This window comes from Marinobacter koreensis (assembly GCF_023156285.1).
Classification (GTDB): domain Bacteria; phylum Pseudomonadota; class Gammaproteobacteria; order Pseudomonadales; family Oleiphilaceae; genus Marinobacter; species Marinobacter koreensis.
Genome location: NZ_JAKZAJ010000001.1, coordinates 598,417 through 619,491 on the forward strand (window position 1 = coordinate 598,417; position 21,075 = coordinate 619,491).

Below are 21,075 nucleotides of genomic sequence, written 5' to 3' on the forward strand. Positions count from 1 at the left end.
GATGCATCCTCAGAACGATACAGTCCTGTCTCTGTGTGACGTTGGCGTCCGCTATAAGCGCCGGGGCGGTCTACTGCAAAAGCCCGAGTACTTCCAGGCCCTGAAAAACGTGAGTTTTGATCTTCGCCAAGGGGAAACGCTTGGGATTGTAGGCCGCAACGGCGCTGGAAAATCGACCCTGCTTCGGGTGATGGCTGGCATTATTCGGCCGGATCAGGGCCGGGTCATCAACTATGGAGTGTCTGTGTCTTTGTTGGCTCTGCAGGCTGGATTTGATCCGGAGTTACCGGGCCGTGACAACGCCATTATGAACGGAATGCTACTGGGTTATACCCGTCGGCAAGTAGAGGCCAGAATGACCGATATCGTTGCATTCAGCGAACTGGGCGACTTTATCGACGAGCCTGTAAAAACCTATTCGTCCGGCATGCGCTCTCGGCTTGGCTTTTCTGTTTCCGTATTTATGACACCGGACGTGCTTTTGCTGGATGAAATTCTGAGCGTGGGTGATAGGGGCTTCCGTGAAAAGGCCGAGTCTGAAATGACCCGGAAAATGAGTTCCGACCAGACCATTGTCTTGGTCTCACACTCGGAAAATCAGATTAATCGGCTTTGCGACAGGGTTATTTGTTTATGAGGTTCACGGAGGCAAAAAGCGCGTCCCGTGTATTGCCAAAGCGGCTCCCAGCGCTGGATGGGTTACGTGGCTTGCTCGCGCTCAGTGTGGCGTACTCCCATTCCTTTGGTCACATTTTGGGTTGGCAAGATAGCTATTCTCCAATAAAAAACGGAGCTTATGCAGTTGATGTTTTTTTTATTCTTTCGGGAATTGTGCTTTATCATGCCTACAAGCATCGATTTGACGAATCGGAGCGGCCAATTAAGAACTTTGTTTTAGTTCGATTTTTTAGATTGTGGCCAACTCATATTGTTACCCTAGTGCTAGTCTTTGTTGCATTTTTGCTAACACAAGGCATCCTTCTACCAGGTTGGGTTAAGGTTCATAACTCGGTTAAAGGGGTTGCACTGGATAGTGCGCTTCTGAGTTCCCTTGGCCTTTTTGGCAATTATGGATCAGTTAACCAACCAAGCTGGTCGATTTCTGTTGAAATGTGGGCGGGCTCTTTAGTTATGCTTGCCTTTTTTCGATCTTGGATTTTTGCTGTGCCTCTTGTGGTATTAGGGGCAAGCGTTCTTATTCAGCCAGATATTAGCGTCAAAGACGGAGGGGGGGGGCAATATCTCGCGTTTTCTTCTGGCGTTTGGCGATGCGTTTTCGGGATGTCCTTAGGTGTTCTTGTGTATAAGTTTTTCGAAAGAATGAAAGTTCGCCTGAACGTACCTGTGTTAAATGTATTGTCAGCTGCAGTATTTGTCATCATTGCAGCGTTTGTGATTGGCTATTCACCCACAAAGTGGCAATACATTGTGGCAACCATTTTGGTTGCGGTGGGCGTGATGTGCCTCCCATTCTCTCAGGGCTGGACATTTCAGCTATTAGAAAATTCAGCTATTCGCCGTCTCGGAGAGCTGTCGTTCAGTGTGTATTTGCTACACACGCCGGTGATCTATTTTTTGCTCCCGTTCAAAGGGTATGGAGAATTCGCAAATGTGCTTTTGGCGCATTTGGCGATAGCGATATCGTTGGGTTTGTCGGTGTACTTGAATAAGCACGTTGAGAAGAAGTTCGCCTATAAATGGTAGTTTGGTTTTACTTGATAGCTACAGGGATTGGATATGTCAAAGTCAGTTAAGATTTTTACTTGCCACCACAAAGAAAGTGCGTTTTTGAAAGACGCTGTCTTTCAGCCGATTCATGTTGGCAAAGCGAACAATCCCAACGATATTGGATGCCCGGGTGATGATACCGGAGATAATATTTCCTTTAAAAATCCCTATTATTGCGAGCTGACTGCACATTATTGGATGTGGAAGAATGCAGGCGAAAATGATTATCTTGGTTTAATGCATTATCGCCGACATTTATCCTTCCAGACTGAAACCGAGTTACAGGAAGACAATTGGGGTGTGGTGGTTGATAAGGAAATTAACGACGCGTACCAGAAGAAGCATGGGCTCAATGAGCAGGCCATCAAAAGTCTCCTAACCCAGCATGATGTGCTTCTGCCGAAACAGTGGGATGTTCGAAAGGCAGGCAGCCGTGATAACTATGATCATTATCGGAAATCACAGGATCTTTTTATTGAAGACTATCAGGCGGCGATTGATGTTCTGCTGAAACAGCATCCTGAATATTACGGGGCGGTAAAAGAATACAATGAAAGCCCATTTGGTTATTATACCAATATGTTTGTTATGAAGCGTAGGATATTCGAGCAGTACTCAGAATGGCTGTTTGGAATTATGAGAGAGCTTGAAGAGGTCATCTCATTGCAGAACTACACTCAGCAGCAATGTCGGGTGTTCGGACATATTTCTGAGCGGCTATTGGGAATTTATTTTACCCATCACAAAAATGAGTGGGTGATTAAAGAGCTTCAGAGAACCTTCGTTCAGAAAGAGTCATTCAATGGCGGTGTGAAGCCTTGGTTTTCTTCCAAGAACCATCCAATCGTTATTTGTTTCGACAACAATTACGCGCACTCGGGCGGTGCGCTTATCCAATCGATTGTCAACAACGCGTCTTCTGACAAAAATTATGACATTCTGATTCTGGAAAATGGAGTCTCCCTGAGGAATAAGGAGCGGCTTCTGAAGCTGGTGGAAAGCCGTCAAAACGTTTATCTCCGATTCTTCAATGTTAATGCTTTTGACGAAATCAAGCACGTTCACACCCGGGCGCATTTTAGCCCGGCCACCTATGCTCGGCTGTTCATACCGAAAATTTTCGTCGAACAATCCAAAGTGCTGTTTATTGATGCGGATACCGTTGTCAACGATGATGTTGCCAAACTCTTCCAAACTGAGCTTGGTGATAACCTCATTGCCGCAGTTAAGGACATCGTGATGGAGGGTTTTGTCAGGTTTCGGGCGATTTCCGACCACCACACGGGCGCCTTGGAGGCCGGGGAGTATCTTCGAAAGTACCTTGGCATGAGAAACCCGGACGACTACTTCCAGGCCGGTTTGATTTTGTTCAATCTCGAGAAAATGCGCGAAGAGGATACATACTCCCGTCTTATCAAAGTGCTGACAGAGAAAGTGTATTGGTTTCTCGATCAGGACATCATGAATAAGGTGTTTGAGGGTCGAGTGCATTTTTTGCCGTTAAACTGGAACGTTTTCCACGGTAATGGAAATACGTATGAGTTTTTCCCGGGGTTGAAGTTCTCGACCTTCTCCCGTTTTCTCGAAGCCAGAAGGGCGCCATCTATGGTGCATTTCGCGGGCGATCAGAAGCCTTGGGACAATCCGGGGGTGGATTTTGCAGAGCTTTACTGGGCTGCTCTCGGGGAGACTCCTTGGTATGAAGAGCGGGTGAAAAACCTCATTAGTAAACGTCTGAGAGATAGCAACGTTCATCATGAGAGTCCAGTCGTTCGGCTGAGTAAGGAAGAGCGTTTTAGGCGGTTTTTGAAGCCGTACGTAAAAAATGTTCTTCCTGTAGGTTCCAAGCGGTTGAAATACGCTAGCAAATATTATTTTCGCGCCCTGTTTTTTTATAGGCGGATTTTTGATTTTTTGAAATAACTAACTTTTTTCAGCTTTTCCGAGTGTATAGGGTAGGGTGTGTATGGAGCTCATTATTCATATAGGTATGGGGAAAACTGGTACGACGGCGCTACAATCCTTCCTAGATAACGAAAAAGAAAGGTTGATGAATAGTGGAGTGCTACCGTTAGGCATTCGTCTACAGGAAATTTTGGTAAATACGCCTATCATCAGTCAGGGCGATGTTTGCGATATTAAAGTTTTAAATGAAGCCTTTGGTGCTCTGGAGCATGAACTAGGAAAAAAGTCTCAAGTTTTTGATAAGGCAATCTGGTCTAATGAAGCGTTCTCTATGGGGTATAACTCGAGAGAGATTGCAAATTATTTTTTAAGGTATGTGGAGCGATCTAAATATTTTAAATCAATTAAATTTGTATTGGTGCTTCGAAGGCAAGATGAGTGGGTTGAGTCTGCATATAAACAGTGGGCATTAAAGCATAAGACTAATGCTGAGACATATATAATGACCCCAGATCAATATGTTGAAAGAAACAAAAGACTTTTTGAGTTCCAAGATATTGTTGATAGTTGGCTTTATTCTGAGGGGGTTCTGGATGTTTTCTCTTATGATGACGTTTTGAATGATGGTGGAATAGTTAACTATTTTTGCAAGTATTTTGGTGTTGATTACTGCGCTTCGTTTGATAAGTACAGTAACGTTCATGAATCACTTGGTTCCACATTAAGTAAGTTAGTTTCTTTGTATAATCGTGGAAGAGTTGGTTCGGTTTTGCCAGGTGAATTTGTTGGGGTAATTCGGGATGCTGGTCTTATTGAGTTGGGTGAGGATGGTGTTTTTTTTGTTAGTTATGAAACAAGAAAAGCAATATTTGATCGTTACGCGGAAGCTAATCAAAGCCTTGCCAAAATTCTGGGCCGTAGTGACGGTTTTTTCTCTGATAGGCCGGTGAAGAAAGGGAAGGATTTTGAGTTCGATCCAGAAATATATTTTACCTATCTATCGGCGATATGTCAGAACCAACAGCGCAGGATTGAAAATCAGAACCGCAGATTACATTCCCTTGAAGAACAGATGGGTGAACTGCTCACTTTGCTTAAAGCCAGGAGTGGAGATGAATAAGTTAGTTCTATTGATAGGCGCAGGTTTCTCCTGCGCAGTCATCGGCCGTGAACTCGCTGAGGCCGGCCACACAGTCACCATTCTCGATGCGCGGGATCATATCGGCGGCAACTGCCACACCGAGCGTGATGCCGATACCAATGTGATGGTGCACGTCTATGGCCCGCATATTTTCCACACGGACGATGAGGAGGTTTGGCGGTATGTAAACCGGTTCAGTACGTTTAAGCCGTTTGTGAACCGCGTGAAAACCACGGCCAAGGGCCAGGTGTTTTCACTGCCCATCAATCTGCACACCATTAATCAGTTCTTCGGTAAAGCCCTGCGGCCGGAAGAGGCCCGCGCTTTTATTGAGGCGCAAGCGGATACGTCCATCGAGAACCCCCAGACTTTCGAGGAGCAGGCGCTGCGTTTTGTCGGCAAAGACCTGTATGAGGCCTTTTTTAAAGGCTACACGCAGAAGCAGTGGGGATGCAGCCCCACAGAATTGCCGGCGAGCATCCTCAAGCGGTTGCCTGTGCGGTTTAATTATGATGACAACTACTTCGCCCATCGCTTTCAGGGGATGCCAGAGAACGGCTACACGCCTCTGATTGAGGGTATTCTTGATCATCCGAAGATTACGGTACGGTTGAATACTCGGTTCACCCGAGATATGGCGGCGGGCTACGATCATGTGTTCTACTCCGGCCCGCTGGACGGCTTCTTCGATTATGAGTTGGGGCGTTTGGGATATCGCACATTGGATTTTGAACGGTTCACCCACGAGGGGGATTATCAGGGGTGCGCGGTAATGAATTACGGCGATGAGCAGGTGCCCTTTACCCGAATTACCGAGCACAAGCATTTTTCGCCCTGGGAATCCCACGAGGGTAGTGTGTGCTACCGGGAATATAGCCGGGCGTGCGGGGCTGACGATATTCCTTACTATCCGATTCGGTTGGTCAAGGAGAAATCGCTGCTGGAGCAATACGTTAAGAAGGCGCGCGAGGTTGATAAGGTGACGTTTGTAGGGCGCCTGGGGACCTATCGTTACCTGGATATGGATGTAACGATCCGAGAAGCTTTGGACACGGCAAGGGGATTCCTGAATCACCTGGAAGCGGGTAAAGCAGTACCGGCCTTCTTTGTAGATGTTTAGCATAGTGAAGTACAAGGGACTAATTTCTGATGAGTAAAATCAAAAAGGCGGTTATTCCGGTAGCGGGCCTTGGAACGAGAATGCTGCCGGCATCGAAGGCTATACCGAAGGAAATGTTGCCGATTGTCGATAAACCGCTGATTCAATATGTCGTGAACGAATGTATTGCTGCGGGTATTAAAGAGATTGTTCTGGTAACCCACTCGTCGAAAAATTCTATCGAGAATCACTTTGATACGTCGTTTGAGCTGGAGGCCACACTGGAGAAGCGTGTAAAACGGCAGTTGTTGGAAGAGGTTCAGAGCATTTGCCCACGTGGTGTCACCATCATGCATGTACGCCAGGGGGTCGCCATGGGGTTGGGGCATGCGGTGCTGAGCGCTCGCCCATTAGTGGGCGATTCCCCCTTTGCAGTGGTACTTCCGGATGTATTATTGGATGATGCGAGTGCGGATCTCAGAAAGGAGAATCTGGCAGCTCTTGTGCAGCGTTTCGAAAGTACGGGGCGTAGCCAGGTGCTTGTGGAACCGGTCCCTCGGGAGAAAGTATCGAATTATGGTGTGGTTGATGTAAGCGGTACGGAGCTTCAGCCCGGCAACAGCGCGGAGTTGAGGGAAATTGTTGAGAAGCCAGCACCAGATGAGGCCCCATCAAACCTTTCCGTCGTTGGGCGTTATGTGTTTTCTGAGGCGCTTTGGGACATTCTTGCGCATACAGGGCCAGGAGCCGGTGGTGAGGTTCAGCTTACCGATGCAATCGCTGCGCTTATGGCACAGGAAAGCGTCGAGGCTTACCACATGGTTGGTAAATCTCACGATTGTGGCGACAAGCTGGGTTACCTCAAGGCTTTCGTTGAATATGCGGCGCGGCACGAGCGGTTCGGAGAGCAGTTTTCTCGATGGTTGAGGGAAAATGTTGTCGCTGTGTAACAAGCACCGTCCGGTTACGGCTGTAATCGTGACCTTTAATCGGCTCGCAGAGTTGAAGGTCACCCTTGCAGCTACCTTGAGTCAGCCGTTTACCCGTGTTGTGGTGGTGGATAATCATTCGTCTGACGGTACCGGTGAATGGCTGGATTCCCAAGATGATGATCGACTGATTGTGCTAAGGCTGAATCGGAATTCTGGCGGAGCCGGTGGTTTCAAGGTTGCGCTGCAATGGTTGCAGCGCTCCAGATATACCTCGGATGAGTGGCTGGTGTTGTTCGACGATGACGCCCAGCCTGCCTCAGGATTTGTCGAGACGCTTTCAAGGCGCGCGAGCGGAGGAAAGTGTGACGTACTCGTTAGTGCTGTTTATGGCACGGATGGTAAGCCGATTGAGATGAACCGGGCGTTGGCACGTGTGCCGCGTTCTTTCATTGATCAGTTTCGTTTTGCTTTTAATCGGCAGCATTATGTGGTGAGTGATTATGCTCACATATCCAGAACTGAGGCAGCCTCGTTCGTGGGTCTTGCTATTCGGGCGGATATCGCGCTTGCGAATTTGGATCTTTTGCGAGAAGAGTTTTTTATTTATTTTGATGATGTTTTTTTTACTTGGGGCTTAACTCAACGAGGATACTCTGGGTGTTTTGCGCCTGATTTGCACTTCGTCCACCGCGTAAATTTTCGTCGTGGTCAATCTATTAACCCTCCCTGGAAAGCCTATTTTTACACTCGGAACATGTTCCCTTTATACAGGGCCTATTCACCGGTCTGGTTTCTGGTGCCCGTGATGATGCGGTTGGCAAATGTGTTATTGGTTGCTGCTCGTCAGACTGGTGCCCGTAAGGCTATCTTGGCACACAGTGTGCGCGGGTTCTGGCATGGGCTTACTGGAAACTTCGCTTACAATCCACTGTATAAAAACACTACAAAGAACGAGATCTGATGGCGGCCAAAACTGAGGCTGACTACACTGAGCCTAAACCGATCCGGGGAACGTTGTGTTACCTGGTGAATGTTGCGTGGTATTTTGAGTTGCATTGGCAGGAGCGAGCCAAGTCTGCATTAGAGGCGGGCTGGCAGGTTCATTTATTGGCAGGTCAGCTTACTCAAGAAACACGCGAGGCAATGGAGTATCAGGGTATCCAGTGCCACGAAATACCATTGGTTCGGGGGAGCTTTAACCCGTTCAGGTTGATAAAGACATATATACACGTGCGCCGTATTCTTCGTAATCTGGATGCGGATGTCATTCATTGTATTACATTATTACCCAATCTTTTAGGTGCAATGGTCGCCAAGACGGGGAGCCGGCCAGTAATCTGCAGTATCACAGGCACCGGATGGGTTTTCAGTGGTAGTACAGGCTTTGCGAAAATGTTGCGTACTTTTGTTGTTTTCTGGTTCCGTTGGGTGGCACGTAACCCTCTGCTCAGGTTTGTGTTTGAAAATAATGATGATCAAGCACTCTTCAGAAAGCTGCGTATAGCGAGGAATGCCAACGACAGACTGATTTTGGGTGCCGGAGTTGATACTTCAGTTTATTACCCTTCCGCTGAAGAAAAAAGAGGATTTGACTGTTACACAGATAATAAGCCGATAGTATTTCTTTTTGCATCTCGTTTCTTATATAGCAAAGGTTTGGGAGATCTCATTGCTGCTGTTGGGGCGCTAAATGACGATGGCTACAACTGTGTTCTCAGAATTTGTGGTTTTGAAGACTCAGGAAACCCCGATGCTATTCCTTCAAAGGTGTTAGAGCATTGGAGCAGACTGGCTTTTGTTGATTGGCTGGGCCAGCGCCGGGATATGTCGAACGTTTTGAAGAGCTGTGATGTTGTTGTACTGCCTACCTCATACGGAGAGGGCGTGCCCAGAATATTAATTGAGGCAGCAGCCAGCGGAAAGCCTTGTGTGGCGACCGATATTGCAGGATGCCGGGAAATTATAATAGATGGTGTAAATGGGACTTTGATACGTCCTGAAGACCCTTTGGCTCTGCGGGAGGCGTTAAAGCAGTTTGTTGAGTCACCGCAGCTGATCTCGAATTTTGGGAAAGCCGGCCGAAATATTGTTTTGGAGAAATTTGATCAGGGTTATGTAAACGCTGATACTGTGGCGTTATATGAAAGCTTGATTTAAAAAAAATTTAATAGTTGAGTGGTTATGGATCTTCTAGTGGTAGGTGGTGCAGGTTATATTGGTTCGCAAATGACCAAACAGCTTGTTAGAGGTGGTCATTCGGTAGTTGTTCTGGATAACCTTTCAACGGGCTTTCGTTCCCTTACAAAATATGGCGATCTTGTTATTGGTGATCTAAACGATATTGAACTGTTGGATACGCTTTTCTCAAAAAAGAAATTCGATGGTGTTTTGCATTTTGCTGCCAATAGTCAAGTGGGTGAATCTGTTCGCAGTCCGGCAAAGTATTATAGTAATAACGTTGCTGGTACTCTGAACCTATTGGACGCTATGATAAAACATAATGTCGCCAATCTTGTATTCTCGTCCACTGCAGCGACATTTGGCAATCCGGAGTATACCCCCATTGATGAGGCTCACCCCCAGGTGCCCATCAATCCCTACGGCAGAAGCAAATTAATGGTGGAAGAAATACTGCGGGACTACTGTGCTGCATACGGGCTTCGATCAGTTTGCTTGCGTTATTTCAACGCCTGCGGTGCAGACCCCGAGGGTGAATTGGGTGAGTGCCACGATCCCGAAACGCACCTTATTCCTTTGATACTGCAAGCTGCATCGGGTCGTCGTGATTCAATCATGGTGTTTGGTCGAGATTACCCTACGGAGGATGGCACCTGTGTGCGGGATTATGTCCATATCGAGGATTTGTGCTCGGCCCACAGTCTTGCATTAAAGAAACTTATTGACGGCGAGTTTGACGGCTTTTCCGCCTTTAACTTGGGTAACGGTGCAGGTTTCTCGGTTGATGAAGTTATCCGGGTCGCTAGCAATGTTGTTGCTGAGGATGGCAAAAGGATCATTGTGAGAGAGGGCGAGCGCAGACCCGGTGATCCGGCGGTTCTGGTCGCTGATGCAACCCAGGCCAGGTTACAATTCGGGTGGAAGCCGGCCTATGCGGATCTTGAAACCATCATCCGGCATGCCTGGTGTTGGGAAAAGAACCTAACAAGTAAAAAATGAACTAGGTAAGGTTACGCTTTGAGCACACACATTGTCTGGCACAATCACAAAGTCACCCGCGCAGAGCGCGCTGAACCCAAGAACCAGCATCCGTGCTTGCTGTGGTTTACTGGTTTGAGTGGTTCTGGCAAGTCTACTATAGCGAATGCGCTGGACGTGGCGTTGCACCAGCGTGGGTATCATACCTTTCTGCTGGATGGTGACAACGTTCGCCATGGTTTGAATCGGGATCTGGGCTTTTCCGATGAGGATAGGGTAGAGAACATCCGCCGGGTGGGAGAAGTCAGTAAGCTATTTACGGATGCGGGTTTGATTGTGCTCAGCGCCTTCATCTCGCCGTTTGCCAGTGACCGTCGTATGGTGCGCAATCTGTTTCCGGCCGGTGAGTTTGTGGAAGTGTTTATGAACACGCCCATCGAAACCTGTGAGCACCGCGACCCAAAAGGTCTGTATCGCAAGGCCCGGGCGGGTGAGATCAAGGACTTTACCGGTATTAACTCACCGTATGAGGTGCCGAAACACCCAGAGGTGGCCCTGGATACGTCCGTTCAGTCGGTGGATGACTGTGTTGCTCAGTTGATTGGATATCTGCAGGACCGCGAGTTGATTTTGAAGCCTAACGGCTGAGGATAAGCCGATGGGATGGGAAGCTCTGTTTACCCTGGCGGTGCTCGGGGGTGTGTTGTCCACGTTAATGTTTACCCGGGTGTCTGCGGACCTCACGCTGATGGCGGCGTTGGCGCTACTTGTAATATCTGGGGTGTTGGCGCCCGCTTCTGCTTTGTCGGGCTTCGGTAATCCTGGCGTGATCACTATTGCAACGCTGTACGTCGTGGCCGCTGGTCTAAAGGAAACCGGCGCGGTGCAGTGGATCGCCCGCAAGTTGCTGGGCCACCCTCAAACCTTGAGAGGGGCGCAAACTCGGATGATTGCCCCCACCGGGTTACTCAGTGCCTTTATGAACAACACGGCCGTGGTGGCTATGTTTATCCCTGCTATTCAGGACTGGGCTCAGCGCCTGCAAATTCCTGCTTCTAAATTGCTTTTGCCTCTCAGTTACGCGGCCATTCTTGGCGGTACCTGCACGTTGATTGGCACCAGCACCAATCTGGTGGTAGATGGTATGTTGCAAAGCCAGCTGGGCATACAGCTGGGGCTATTTGAGTTGGCATGGGTTGGGTTGCCCTTGTTGCTGACTGGTGGCGCGTTCCTGGTTATGTTTGGTTCCCCCCTGCTACCGGATCGCGGCGGACTGAATGAGGATCTGGAGGCCGTTCGCGAATACGGAGTTGAGGTGGAAGTGGACAGCGCCGGGCCTCTGATCGGAAAAACCATTGCCGAAGCCGGATTGCGCGCACTGAGTTATGGCTATTTGACAGAAATTGATCGTAAAGGTCGATTGATTACCGCCGTAGAACCAGACCGCACGTTGCAGTCTGGCGACAAGCTATATTTTGTGGGTGCGCCGGAGTGCGCCAGTGAGCTGCGCCGTATTCAGGGGTTGCGCCCAGCCAGTGGCAGTGTTCACAAGCTGGATATCGCCAATCACCAGCGCTGTCTGGTGGAGGTGGTATTGGGCCAGGAGTTTCCGGCACTGGGAAAATCGGTTCGAGAGAGTCGGTTCAGAACCCGTTTCAATGCCGCGATTCTCTCGGTGTCTCGTGAGGGGCGCCGGGTGCCCGGCAAGCTGGGTGACATTCAGTTCAAGGTTGGGGATACCTTGCTCCTGGAGGCCAGCCATGAGTTTGCGGAGCAGTACCGCTTTCGCCGGGATTTTCTGTTGGTCAGCGCCTTGAATGATTCCACCCCTCCAGACTTCCACAAGGCACCCAGGGCTCTGGTAATTCTTGCGTTAATGGCCGCTGTAAGTGCATTCGGGGTATTGTCAATTCTGGAGGCGGCGCTATTGGCTGCAGGTGCCATGATCGCCACTGGATGTGTGACGGCAACCCGGGCTAGACGGAGCCTGGATATTCCGGTTTTGATCGTCATAGCTGCGTCCTTTGCTTTGGGTAATGCCATGACCGAAACCGGCGCGGCTCAGTTCATAGCAGAGGGGCTTTTGAGTTTCGGAGGGTTCACGCCTTGGTTAGCGCTGGCGGTGATCTACGTTTTAACCTTGGTCTTTACGGAATTGATCACCAATAATGCGGCCGCTGTCCTTATGTTCCCCATTGCCGTGGCAGTGTCGGATCAATTGGCAGTGAGTCCATTGCCCTTTGCAGTTGCCGTGATGTTTGCAGCTTCTGCTTCTTTCATGACGCCCCTTGGGTACCAGACAAACCTGATGGTTTATGGCCCTGGTCGGTATCGGTTTACCGATTACCTGCGAGTTGGAGCACCACTGAGCGTATTGGTCGGAGTGGTGGTTGTTGGTCTTGTGCCTGTGGTTTGGGGATTTTGAGAACATGTGTAACCCTAGATACCAGTGTATTCCCCGGCTGTAAAAAGTCTTCACTTCGGCAGGATCTTGAAACTGGTTCTGCGCGATGAAGCGGTAGGGAATCCGTACAACTGGGAAAAATCAAGATGGCTTGAAAGTTTTAAACCATGAACAGTTCTAACGACCGTCCATCGGCTCACTACGATGATGAAATAAGCTTGGTGGATCCGGCCTTTACGTTTATCCGCCGCCGGTGGGTTTTTATGTAGTGTTTGGACGGAGCGTAGGGGCTGCGCTTCTTTTTGCATTGGCTTTGGTCGGCGAAGTGCGTTCATAAGCTACGTTGGTTCAGTTAGGTGAACAAGCTGGTGGTGAACGCAGTAATCCACTTGAACCATCCCAATCTGTGATCACCAGTATCGAAGGCTACTGGATCCCCTGAGGTCTGGAGTGAGTGCCAGACCGTGGAAGTTGAAAAGAGACCCTTCAATGTTTTGGCCACTAATCCGGGGAAAACCAATCTGATAAAGCTGTCATGAGAAGCTTCACCGGCATTGGTAGAGACCGTTAAAGCGTACTATCAGGAATTTGTTAACCGCATTAAAGAACACCAAACCAAGTTGTTGAATCGTCGAAAGCGAGAACTGGAGCAGCGTGTAGATTCATTAAAGGAAACGCTTGACGAGTTATTGAAAATGCAGGTAAGTGGTGAAGCCCAGGCGCAGCTCATTCAGGAGCGGGCCCGTATACTTTCTGAAATTGAATCCATTTAATGCGCCAGAAATAGGCAGCGTTTTTTTAAGCGAGTACCCTGACGAATTTGGATCTGGCTTCCCTCAGTCTAGGAGAGCCCAAGTTTTAACCAAGCCGGACTATTTAAAATGCTGGAAGATAACCTGAAAATCGCTGTAATTGGCCTCGGATACGTAGGCCTGCCATTGGCCGTTGAATTCGGTAAAAGACGTTCTGTAATCGGCTTTGATATCAATCAAAAACGTATCTCAGAACTACAGGGCGGTCAGGACCACACCTTGGAAGTCGGTCCTGAGGAACTGACAGAGGCGGTTCACCTGACCTTCACGGCCAGTGTCAATGACTTGAAGGCAGCTAACGTCTACATCGTGACGGTACCAACCCCGATTGATGAGCACAAGCGTCCGGACCTGACTCCACTGATCAGGGCCAGTGAAACCATCGGGAAGGTTCTCAAGCAGGGCGATGTTGTTATTTACGAGTCCACGGTCTACCCGGGCGCAACCGAGGACGATTGCGTGCCTGTGTTGGAACGCGTATCCGGCCTCGTTTTCAACCGGGACTTTTACGCTGGCTACAGCCCCGAGCGGATCAACCCCGGCGATAAAGAACATCGTGTTACCAACATCAAAAAAGTCACTTCCGGTTCTACCCCGGAAGTCGCTAATCTGGTGGATAAACTTTATAACGAGATCATTACAGTAGGCACCCATAAGGCCAGCAGTATCAGAGTGGCCGAGGCCGCCAAAGTCATCGAGAATACCCAGCGAGATCTGAATATTGCCCTCATCAATGAATTAGCGATGATTTTCAACAAAATGGGCATCGACACCGAAGCCGTTTTGCTGGCCGCCGGTTCCAAATGGAATTTTCTGCCATTCCGTCCCGGGCTGGTGGGTGGGCACTGTATTGGCGTAGACCCCTATTACTTGACACATAAAGCTCAGACCATCGGCTACCATCCGGAAATCATTCTCGCCGGTCGCCGTTTGAACGATGGTATGGGCGCCTATGTGGTATCCCAGCTCGTCAAAGCCATGTTGAAAAAGCGTATCCACGTGGAAGGCTCTCGAGTGTTGGTGATGGGGCTTACTTTCAAGGAAAACTGCCCTGATCTGCGAAACACTCGGGTGATCGATATCGTAAAGGAGTTGGCAGAATACAATATTGAAGTGGACGTTTACGATCCTTGGGTGAATGCCTTGGAAGCACAGTATGAATACGGCATCGAACCCATCGAGCAGCCTGAACCCGGACAGTACGATGGAGTGATCCTTGCTGTGGGGCACAATCAGTTTAAAGAGCTGGGTGCTACAGGTATTCGTTCGCTAGTGAAAGGTGGTGGAGTAATCTATGACCTGAAATATATTCTGTCTGCGGACGAATCCGACATTAGGCTGTAAAACATGACCCGATACCAAAAATTGCAGAATGAACTCAAAGAGTCGCCTAAAATCTGGCTAGTAACTGGTGTGGCTGGGTTTATTGGTTCCAACCTGCTGGAGCATTTACTGCAGCTAAACCAGATAGTAGTCGGATTAGACAACTTTGCGACAGGTCATAAGCGCAACCTGGATGAAGTCAAAAGTTCTACGAGCGCCGAAAAATGGCAGCGCTTTACGTTTATCGAAGGTGATATTCGGAGCCTGAAGGACTGCCAAAAAGCCTGCAAGGGTGTGGATTACGTGCTGCACCAAGCCGCCCTCGGGTCGGTGCCACGCAGCATCGACGACCCGATCACCACCGATGGCACAAATATTGGCGGGTTTCTGAATATGCTTGTGGCCGCTCGTGATGCCGGAGTTGCCAGCTTCACGTATGCGGCCAGCAGCTCTACCTATGGCGACCATACGGCCCTTCCCAAAGTTGAGGAGAACATCGGGAAACCGTTATCGCCCTACGCTGTCACCAAATACGTCAATGAGCTGTATGCAGATGTATTCGCCAGAACATACGGATTCAATACCATTGGCCTTCGCTACTTCAATGTGTTTGGCAAGCGCCAGGATCCAAATGGTGCCTATGCTGCCGTTATTCCGAAATGGACCGCTGCAATGATTCGGGGCGACGATATTTTCGTCAATGGCGACGGCGAAACTAGCCGGGATTTCTGTTTTATTGAAAATGCAATCCAGGCTAATCTTCTCGCTGCCACCGCCGGCCCAAGTGCGAAAAATGAAGTTTATAACGTGGCAGTGGGCGATCGAACTACTCTGAATGACCTCTTCAACGCGTTGCAATCTGCCTTGTCAGAAAACGGAAAGCCCTATGCCAAACCGCCGGTTTACCGGGAATTTCGGGCGGGCGACGTCCGCCATTCTCAAGCCGATATTGGCAAGGCGGCTGGCAAGCTCGGCTATGCGCCGGAATACCGAATCAATGAAGGGATTGCCAAAGCGATGCCTTGGTATATCGAAAATGTAGGGCGGCTATGAAACGCCTGGGTTGCCGGCGGCGCAGGCTTTACCGACTCTGCTCTCATTCTGCACATCCCCAGAACACTTATGCAGAGGGCATGCTGGCGGATAGATTCGTGTGATGTTCAAGAGCTGGCTTAATCGCGTGTTGGCGCAATCGCGGGGTGATGCACTGCGCGCACGTCTGATCCGTGGCGGCCTGGGTAGCGCTGGCATCCAGGCGCTCAGTCGGGTCCTGGCGCTTGCGCTGGGCATCGTGCTGGCGCGTGGCCTGGGTGCAGACGGTTACGGAACCTACGCGTATGCTTTCGCGATCATGGGCCTTCTGATGGTGGCTGCCGAGGCAGGGGTGCCGACGTTGCTCCTGCGCGAGGTGGCGGCCGCTCAAAGTCAGCAGCGCTGGGGCTTACTATACGGGGCGCTCATTCGTGCAGGTCAGCTTGTGCTGCTGGCTTCTACTAGCGTTTCTATTGCTGGCATGCTCGTGCTGACTGTAATGTTCGACCGCCTTAGCCCGGGTCAGTTCTACACAACTTTGTTAATGCTACTGGTGCTGCCGCTGGCAGCGATGACGCAAGCCATCGCCAGCGCTATGCGAGGGCTGCACCGAGTGGTCGTTGGCCAAGCATTAGACATGCTGCTGCGCCCGCTGCTCGTGCTGGCGGGTGTCGGATCGCTGTTCCTGCTCGCCCCGGCGCTCCGTCAGCCCGAATATGCCATGGGGGTTCAGTTTGTCGCGGCCGGGATCGTATTGTTGGTGGGCGGGTTGATGCTTCGCCGCTATCTGCCTGCCGCTAGCCGAACGGAGCCAGTGGAGTATCAAACTCGCCGGTGGCTCAGTAGTACACTACCCTTCGCTCTGATAGGCGGCGCCGGGATTATCAACAATCAGGCCGATATCATAATGCTGGGTTGGTTTGGTGGCACAGCAGATGTTGGTATATATCGTGTAGCGGTGCAGGGCGCCACCTTGGTGGTCTTTGGGCTTCAAGCTGCCAATGCCGTGGTTGCACCGCAGTTTGCGCGGCTCTATGCGCAGGGGGACCTCGAAAAGCTTCAGCGCCTGGTGACCGCGAGTGCGCGTGTTGTGTTGCTGGCCGCCCTGCCGCTCGCACTCGCCTTCGTCTTTGCCGGGGGTGCCATTGTTACTTGGGTTTTCGGGACTGAATTTGTAGCCAGCCACCTGCCGCTAGCTATTCTGGCACTTGGGCAACTGGCGAATGCCGCCTTCGGCTCCGTGGGCTTTCTGCTGAACATGACTGGAAATGAGCGCCAGGTGGCAAGGGCGTTGTGGCAGACGGCACTTTTGAATATCGTGCTAAATGCTTTATTGATCCCTCTCTACGGTATGGTTGGTGCCGCCGTTGCTTCGTCCATAAGTCTTCTGATGTGGAATGTTTTATTGTTTGGTCGTGTTCGAAAAAAACTTGGTATTAATTCTTTTGCCTTTGGTTCGAATGTTAGTAGTAATGGTGATATAAATGAGTCGTCCTAATTTTTTTATTATTGGCGCACCGAAATGTGGAACAACGGCACTTGCGGCATACCTTTCCGAACACCCTTCAGTTTTTATCACAAACCCTAAAGAACCACATCATTTTAATACTGACCTTAATCATGGTTCTTATAAGAGCGATAAAGATTATCGTAGCCTTTTTTTAGGTGTGAGCGACAGTGTAAGTGCAGTAGGGGAGGCCTCGGTTTGGTATCTTTATTCGGATACTGCGATTCCAAATATTCTATCGAAATATCCGGATGCCAAGTTTATAGTTATGTTGCGAAATCCTGTTGAGATGGTTTACTCTTTGCACGAGCAGATGGTTTTTTCCAACTATGAAAATGTATCTTCTTTTATGGATGCTTGGGCACTCCAAGCGTGTCGTAGAAATGGAGAGAATTGCCCTCGAATGTGTCCAGAGCCAAAATTACTTCAATATAAATCGGCTTGTTCATTGGGTTTTCAGTATGAGCGTTTGCTGAGCCGAGTTGATAGAAGAAAATTGTATACTGTGTTTTACGATGATTTTAAGGAAAATCCAAAAAAGGTGTGGGAGAGTTTGCTGAGTTTTTTGTCGGTTCCAGATGATGGTCGTGTTGATTTTCCAGTAATAAACTCAGCAAAAAAAAGAAAGTCCCATATGCTAATGCGAGTGAATGATTTATATGCGAAGGCTCGGTCGACAATAGGTTTTTCTGGTTTTGGTACGGGTTTGTTTTCTCGTTTGAATAGATGGAATATGGTTTTTGCACCCAGGGAACCGCTACCCAAAGAATTTGATAATCTGTTGAGACGTGAATTTGAGTCGGACATCAAGTTACTAGGTGAGCTTACCAATAGAGATCTCCGGCATTGGTTGGAGTCAAACTGAAGCTCTAGGTGTATTGGGAGATACGGGGAAATCAGCGGCAGGTGTTGCAAAAAATTACGGGACTGGTGTTATTTCATGATGCTCAGCATATTCGCGGACGCGAAAGGCATCGTCTGAAGATCAATAGGCCACAACCGGACAGGATATGGCTAAGATGGCCCTTATCGATGTTGGTGGTTGGGCTCCGCTGCTGGGGAACGTTTCGCTTTGATAGTGCCGAGGTGCAGATGTGAAACTACTTTTCTTCATCTCCTCCTTGTCGTCTGGCGGGGCGGAGCGAGTGACGGTTACTCTTGCTAATTACTGGGCGGCAAAAGGTACAGATGTGGTCATTGTGACGGTGACGGGGGAAGACCTTGACTTCTACCCGTTGCATCCGGCTGTCCGCCGCATCGGTCTCGCTCTGGATGGGGTTAGTCGAGGTAGTTTGGAAGGAATAGCGAATAATTATCGAAGAGTCGTGGCGCTGCGTGCGATTCTCGTCAAAGAGCGGCCCTCCATCGCAATAGCCCTGATGCCCGCGGCAAACGTGTTGCTTGTTCTAGCCTCCATGGGAATGGGCATTCCTACAATCGGTTCGGAACGTGTGCATCCGCCCTGCATGCCCCTTGGGAGGCTATGGGAGAGCGCCAGGCGACTTTGCTATGGCCGTTTGAGGGCCATCGTTGCGCAAACCGAATTAAGTGCCAATTGGCTTGCAGAGAATTCGACCGCAGAACGTGACCGCATCACTGTTATCCCGAATCCGGTGACTTTGCCGCTGCTTGCTAGTCGGCCGAGTCTCGTCTTGGCTGAGTGTAAACGCGATATGGGCTATAAGCGCATCCTCTTGGCAGTTGGTCGTTTGGATCGTCAAAAGGGCTTTGACCGTCTTATAGATGGCTTTGCGCAGCTCGCCGACCAACAGCCAGAGTGGGGGCTTGTGATTCTTGGCGAGGGTGAGCAGCGCTCGGCATTGGAGGCACAGTGCCGAGCGAATGGTGTAGAGGCGCGAGTTTGCTTGCCCGGTTCGGTGGGCAATGTGGGGGAGTGCTATGATGCCGCTGATCTATATGTCATGACTTCCCGGTTCGAGGGTTTTCCAAACACCTTGCTTGAGGCTTTAGCTCACGGTTTGCCATCTGTAGCTGTTGATTGTGAGACCGGGCCGAGCGAAATCTTGCGGCATGAGGTGGATGGTTTACTGGTACCTCAGGATGATTCTGCTGCATTGGTCGGTGCCCTTGAGAGGCTGATGATGGATGATGAGTTAAGGAAGAGCTTTGGTAAACGAGCAGTCGAGGCAAGACAGCGGTTCGCTGTGGAGCGCGTTGCGAGAATGTGGGAGAAATTGTTTTCTAATGTATGAAGGCCGCCACTGCATTGCTGTCAGGGAGTTTTATCAGGCAGCTCTTCTTCCAATCTTATCGAATCTTCCCTCAGAACTCTCGAGCCTCCTTTATTCCAGTCTGACTCACCGACTGTGCCGCGCCATTCCTCTTGCCGGAGCGGATTCATGAAACGTGTCCTTTTTTTCGTAAGCTCCATGCACGGAGGAGGGGCTGAGCGCGTGGCCGCTCTACTTTGTAATCATTGGGCAGAGCAAGGACATCGGGTGATGCTTGTGCCGACGTTCTCCGGACGGGGTGACTGCGTTTATCCATTGGATAAACGGGTGCAACTGGTCTACCTTGCTGACCGGGTCGGCACTACGCGCAGGTCACCACTAACACTTCCGAGGCGCTTTCTGGCCATGTGGCAGCTGGTGCGAGAGTGGCGACCTGATTGCGTGATATCATTTCTGCCGCATGTAAATGTGGCAGCGCTGATGGTAACGCGCGGGCTTAAGATGTCGGTGGTGGTCTCGGAACGAACATATCCACCCGCCATGCCGATGGGTCAATTCTGGAGCCGATTGCGCCGTTGGACATACCCTTGGGCTTCAACGGTGGTGATGCAGACACTGCGTGGTAGCGAGTGGTTGGCTGTAGAAAGCCCGAGGGCCCGTAGCGTGGTGATTCCAAATCCCTGCGTTTACCCGCTGCCGGTTTCTGAGCCGTACTTGGATCCGGCGGTTTGGATAGGGTCGGCACGGCGTGTGGTTTTGGCGGTTGGTCGTCTGGGTGAGGAGAAGGGATTTTCAGGCCTGATCAATGCATTTGCCCAACTGGTGGAGTGTTTCCCGGGCTGGGATTTGGTGATCCTTGGGGAGGGAGATGAGCGCGCGGCGCTTGAGGCGCGAGTCGAAAAGTTACGATTGTCGGCGAGAATCCTTCTTCCCGGGCGTGTAGGGAATATGGCCGACTGGTATCAACGGGCTGAATTGTATGTGATGAGTTCGCGCTTCGAGGGGTTTCCGAACACTTTGCTCGAGGCTTTGGCGCACGGGTTGCCAGCAGTGAGTTTCGATTGTGAAACCGGCCCGGCCGATATAATACGGGAGTGGGTTGATGGCATTCTGGTTCCTCCTTCCGACGGCGAGGAAGGTCTAACCCAGGCGATGGTGACCCTCATGCAAGACGATGAGCGGCTTCGATGCATGGGCAAGGCTGCCACCACTGTGAGGGATCGGTTTTCTCCCGAACGGGTGATGGCTCAATGGGATGATGCGCTGGGTCTCAATAAATAGAGTGCTGAGGTTTGAGAAGACCTTTTTGTTTTGTCCAGCTACCACTGGGCAACCCTGTTCAATTCGCGCTTGCAGCAGAGTTTCCGGTTAGTGGCTTCATCCATCTGTACCGAGATCTGGTGGACTTCGTCTGCTCAAGCAAGCGAAATTCCGGTCAGCGTGGCAGGCGGGGTGTAATCAATATTCCTCTTCTCTTTCGGACTATGCCGCGTCGAGTCGTATACATCTGATTGAATTTTCTTTTCACGAAGCTGCTAGCGCTCTGCTGCTTGGTCACGGGCTCGGATACACGAAGGAGTGGGGGGCTTTCGGTGGGGCCTCACAATATGTATCTACTGTCTTTAGTAGAAGGGGGAGTCATAGGGCTGGCACTATACTTCTTGTTGATGTTTTTGCTATCGAGACACAGTTTCGGCATCGGGCGCGCTATAGTTTTGCAGCTGTGGGTTGCCGGACTTTTTTCCCATAATCAGCTTGAGCAGCCTGCCTTTTCAATAATTATAGCTTTTGTGACCATCCACGGGGCCATCATGGGCCGTAGAGCTCAATGCATGGTCCCTTCA

The 21,075-nt window shown here is 50.1% G+C and carries 17 protein-coding genes; all 17 read left to right on the forward strand.

Annotation, left to right across the window (positions count from 1 at the left end; genetic code table 11):
• Position 1 precedes the first annotated feature (1 nt).
• The 17 genes from MLD04_RS02855 to MLD04_RS02935 all read left to right on the forward strand — a co-directional run bounded on the left by MLD04_RS02855 (position 2) and on the right by MLD04_RS02935 (position 20,512).
• Positions 2–637, forward strand: coding sequence for an ABC transporter ATP-binding protein (locus MLD04_RS02855; protein ID WP_248155389.1), 636 nt, complete (start codon positions 2–4; stop codon positions 635–637).
• Complete coding sequence (locus tag MLD04_RS02860) at positions 634–1,704, forward strand: acyltransferase family protein (RefSeq protein ID WP_248154580.1); 1,071 nt, start codon at positions 634–636, stop codon at positions 1,702–1,704. Before MLD04_RS02855 ends, MLD04_RS02860 begins: the two co-directional genes overlap by 4 nt.
• A 33-nt stretch (positions 1,705–1,737) precedes the next feature.
• Entirely contained in the window at positions 1,738–3,651 is a 1,914-nt protein-coding gene (locus MLD04_RS02865; protein ID WP_248154582.1) for a DUF4422 domain-containing protein, read from the forward strand.
• Positions 3,652–3,694: 43 nt separating this feature from the next.
• Complete coding sequence (locus tag MLD04_RS02870) at positions 3,695–4,753, forward strand: hypothetical protein (RefSeq protein WP_248154584.1); 1,059 nt, start codon at positions 3,695–3,697, stop codon at positions 4,751–4,753.
• On the forward strand, positions 4,746–5,894 hold the full coding sequence (glf, locus tag MLD04_RS02875) for a UDP-galactopyranose mutase (protein ID WP_248154586.1): 1,149 nt from the start codon (positions 4,746–4,748) through the stop codon (positions 5,892–5,894). The genes MLD04_RS02870 and glf overlap by 8 nt, the downstream gene beginning before the upstream one ends.
• A gap of 29 nt (positions 5,895–5,923) precedes the next feature.
• Positions 5,924–6,823 carry a UTP--glucose-1-phosphate uridylyltransferase GalU gene (galU, locus tag MLD04_RS02880; protein WP_248154588.1) on the forward strand — a complete coding sequence of 300 codons (900 nt, stop codon included), beginning with the start codon at positions 5,924–5,926 and terminating at the stop codon, positions 6,821–6,823.
• Positions 6,807–7,766: a glycosyltransferase gene (locus tag MLD04_RS02885; protein ID WP_282451709.1), complete on the forward strand. Its 960-nt coding sequence runs from the start codon at positions 6,807–6,809 to the stop codon at positions 7,764–7,766. The genes galU and MLD04_RS02885 overlap by 17 nt, the downstream gene beginning before the upstream one ends.
• Positions 7,766–8,962 (forward strand): glycosyltransferase family 4 protein, encoded by a 1,197-nt coding sequence (locus MLD04_RS02890; RefSeq protein ID WP_248154592.1) that lies wholly within the window; start codon positions 7,766–7,768, stop codon positions 8,960–8,962. The genes MLD04_RS02885 and MLD04_RS02890 overlap by 1 nt, the downstream gene beginning before the upstream one ends.
• A gap of 24 nt (positions 8,963–8,986) precedes the next feature.
• A complete protein-coding gene (galE, locus tag MLD04_RS02895) occupies positions 8,987–9,982 on the forward strand; it encodes a UDP-glucose 4-epimerase GalE (RefSeq protein WP_248154594.1) in 996 nt (331 codons plus the stop codon).
• A gap of 18 nt (positions 9,983–10,000) precedes the next feature.
• Complete coding sequence (gene cysC, locus MLD04_RS02900; RefSeq protein WP_248154596.1) at positions 10,001–10,609, forward strand: adenylyl-sulfate kinase; 609 nt, start codon at positions 10,001–10,003, stop codon at positions 10,607–10,609.
• A 10-nt stretch (positions 10,610–10,619) separates the two neighbouring features.
• Entirely contained in the window at positions 10,620–12,386 is a 1,767-nt protein-coding gene (locus MLD04_RS02905) for an SLC13 family permease (protein WP_248154598.1), read from the forward strand.
• Between the two features lie 860 nt (positions 12,387–13,246).
• Positions 13,247–14,521, forward strand: coding sequence for a Vi polysaccharide biosynthesis UDP-N-acetylglucosamine C-6 dehydrogenase TviB (tviB, locus tag MLD04_RS02910; protein ID WP_248154600.1), 1,275 nt, complete (start codon positions 13,247–13,249; stop codon positions 14,519–14,521).
• A gap of 3 nt (positions 14,522–14,524) precedes the next feature.
• Positions 14,525–15,553, forward strand: a complete 1,029-nt coding sequence (locus MLD04_RS02915; protein WP_248154602.1) for an NAD-dependent epimerase/dehydratase family protein — start codon at positions 14,525–14,527, stop codon at positions 15,551–15,553.
• Positions 15,554–15,656: 103 nt separating this feature from the next.
• Positions 15,657–17,030, forward strand: coding sequence for a flippase (locus MLD04_RS02920; RefSeq protein ID WP_248155390.1), 1,374 nt, complete (start codon positions 15,657–15,659; stop codon positions 17,028–17,030).
• A complete protein-coding gene (locus tag MLD04_RS02925; protein WP_248154604.1) occupies positions 17,017–17,904 on the forward strand; it encodes a sulfotransferase family protein in 888 nt (295 codons plus the stop codon). The genes MLD04_RS02920 and MLD04_RS02925 overlap by 14 nt, the downstream gene beginning before the upstream one ends.
• Positions 17,905–18,133: 229 nt before the next feature.
• Positions 18,134–19,252, forward strand: coding sequence for a glycosyltransferase family 4 protein (locus MLD04_RS02930; RefSeq protein ID WP_248154606.1), 1,119 nt, complete (start codon positions 18,134–18,136; stop codon positions 19,250–19,252).
• Between the two features lie 147 nt (positions 19,253–19,399).
• Complete coding sequence (locus MLD04_RS02935; RefSeq protein ID WP_248154608.1) at positions 19,400–20,512, forward strand: glycosyltransferase family 4 protein; 1,113 nt, start codon at positions 19,400–19,402, stop codon at positions 20,510–20,512.
• The last annotated feature ends 563 nt before the right edge of the window (positions 20,513–21,075 follow it).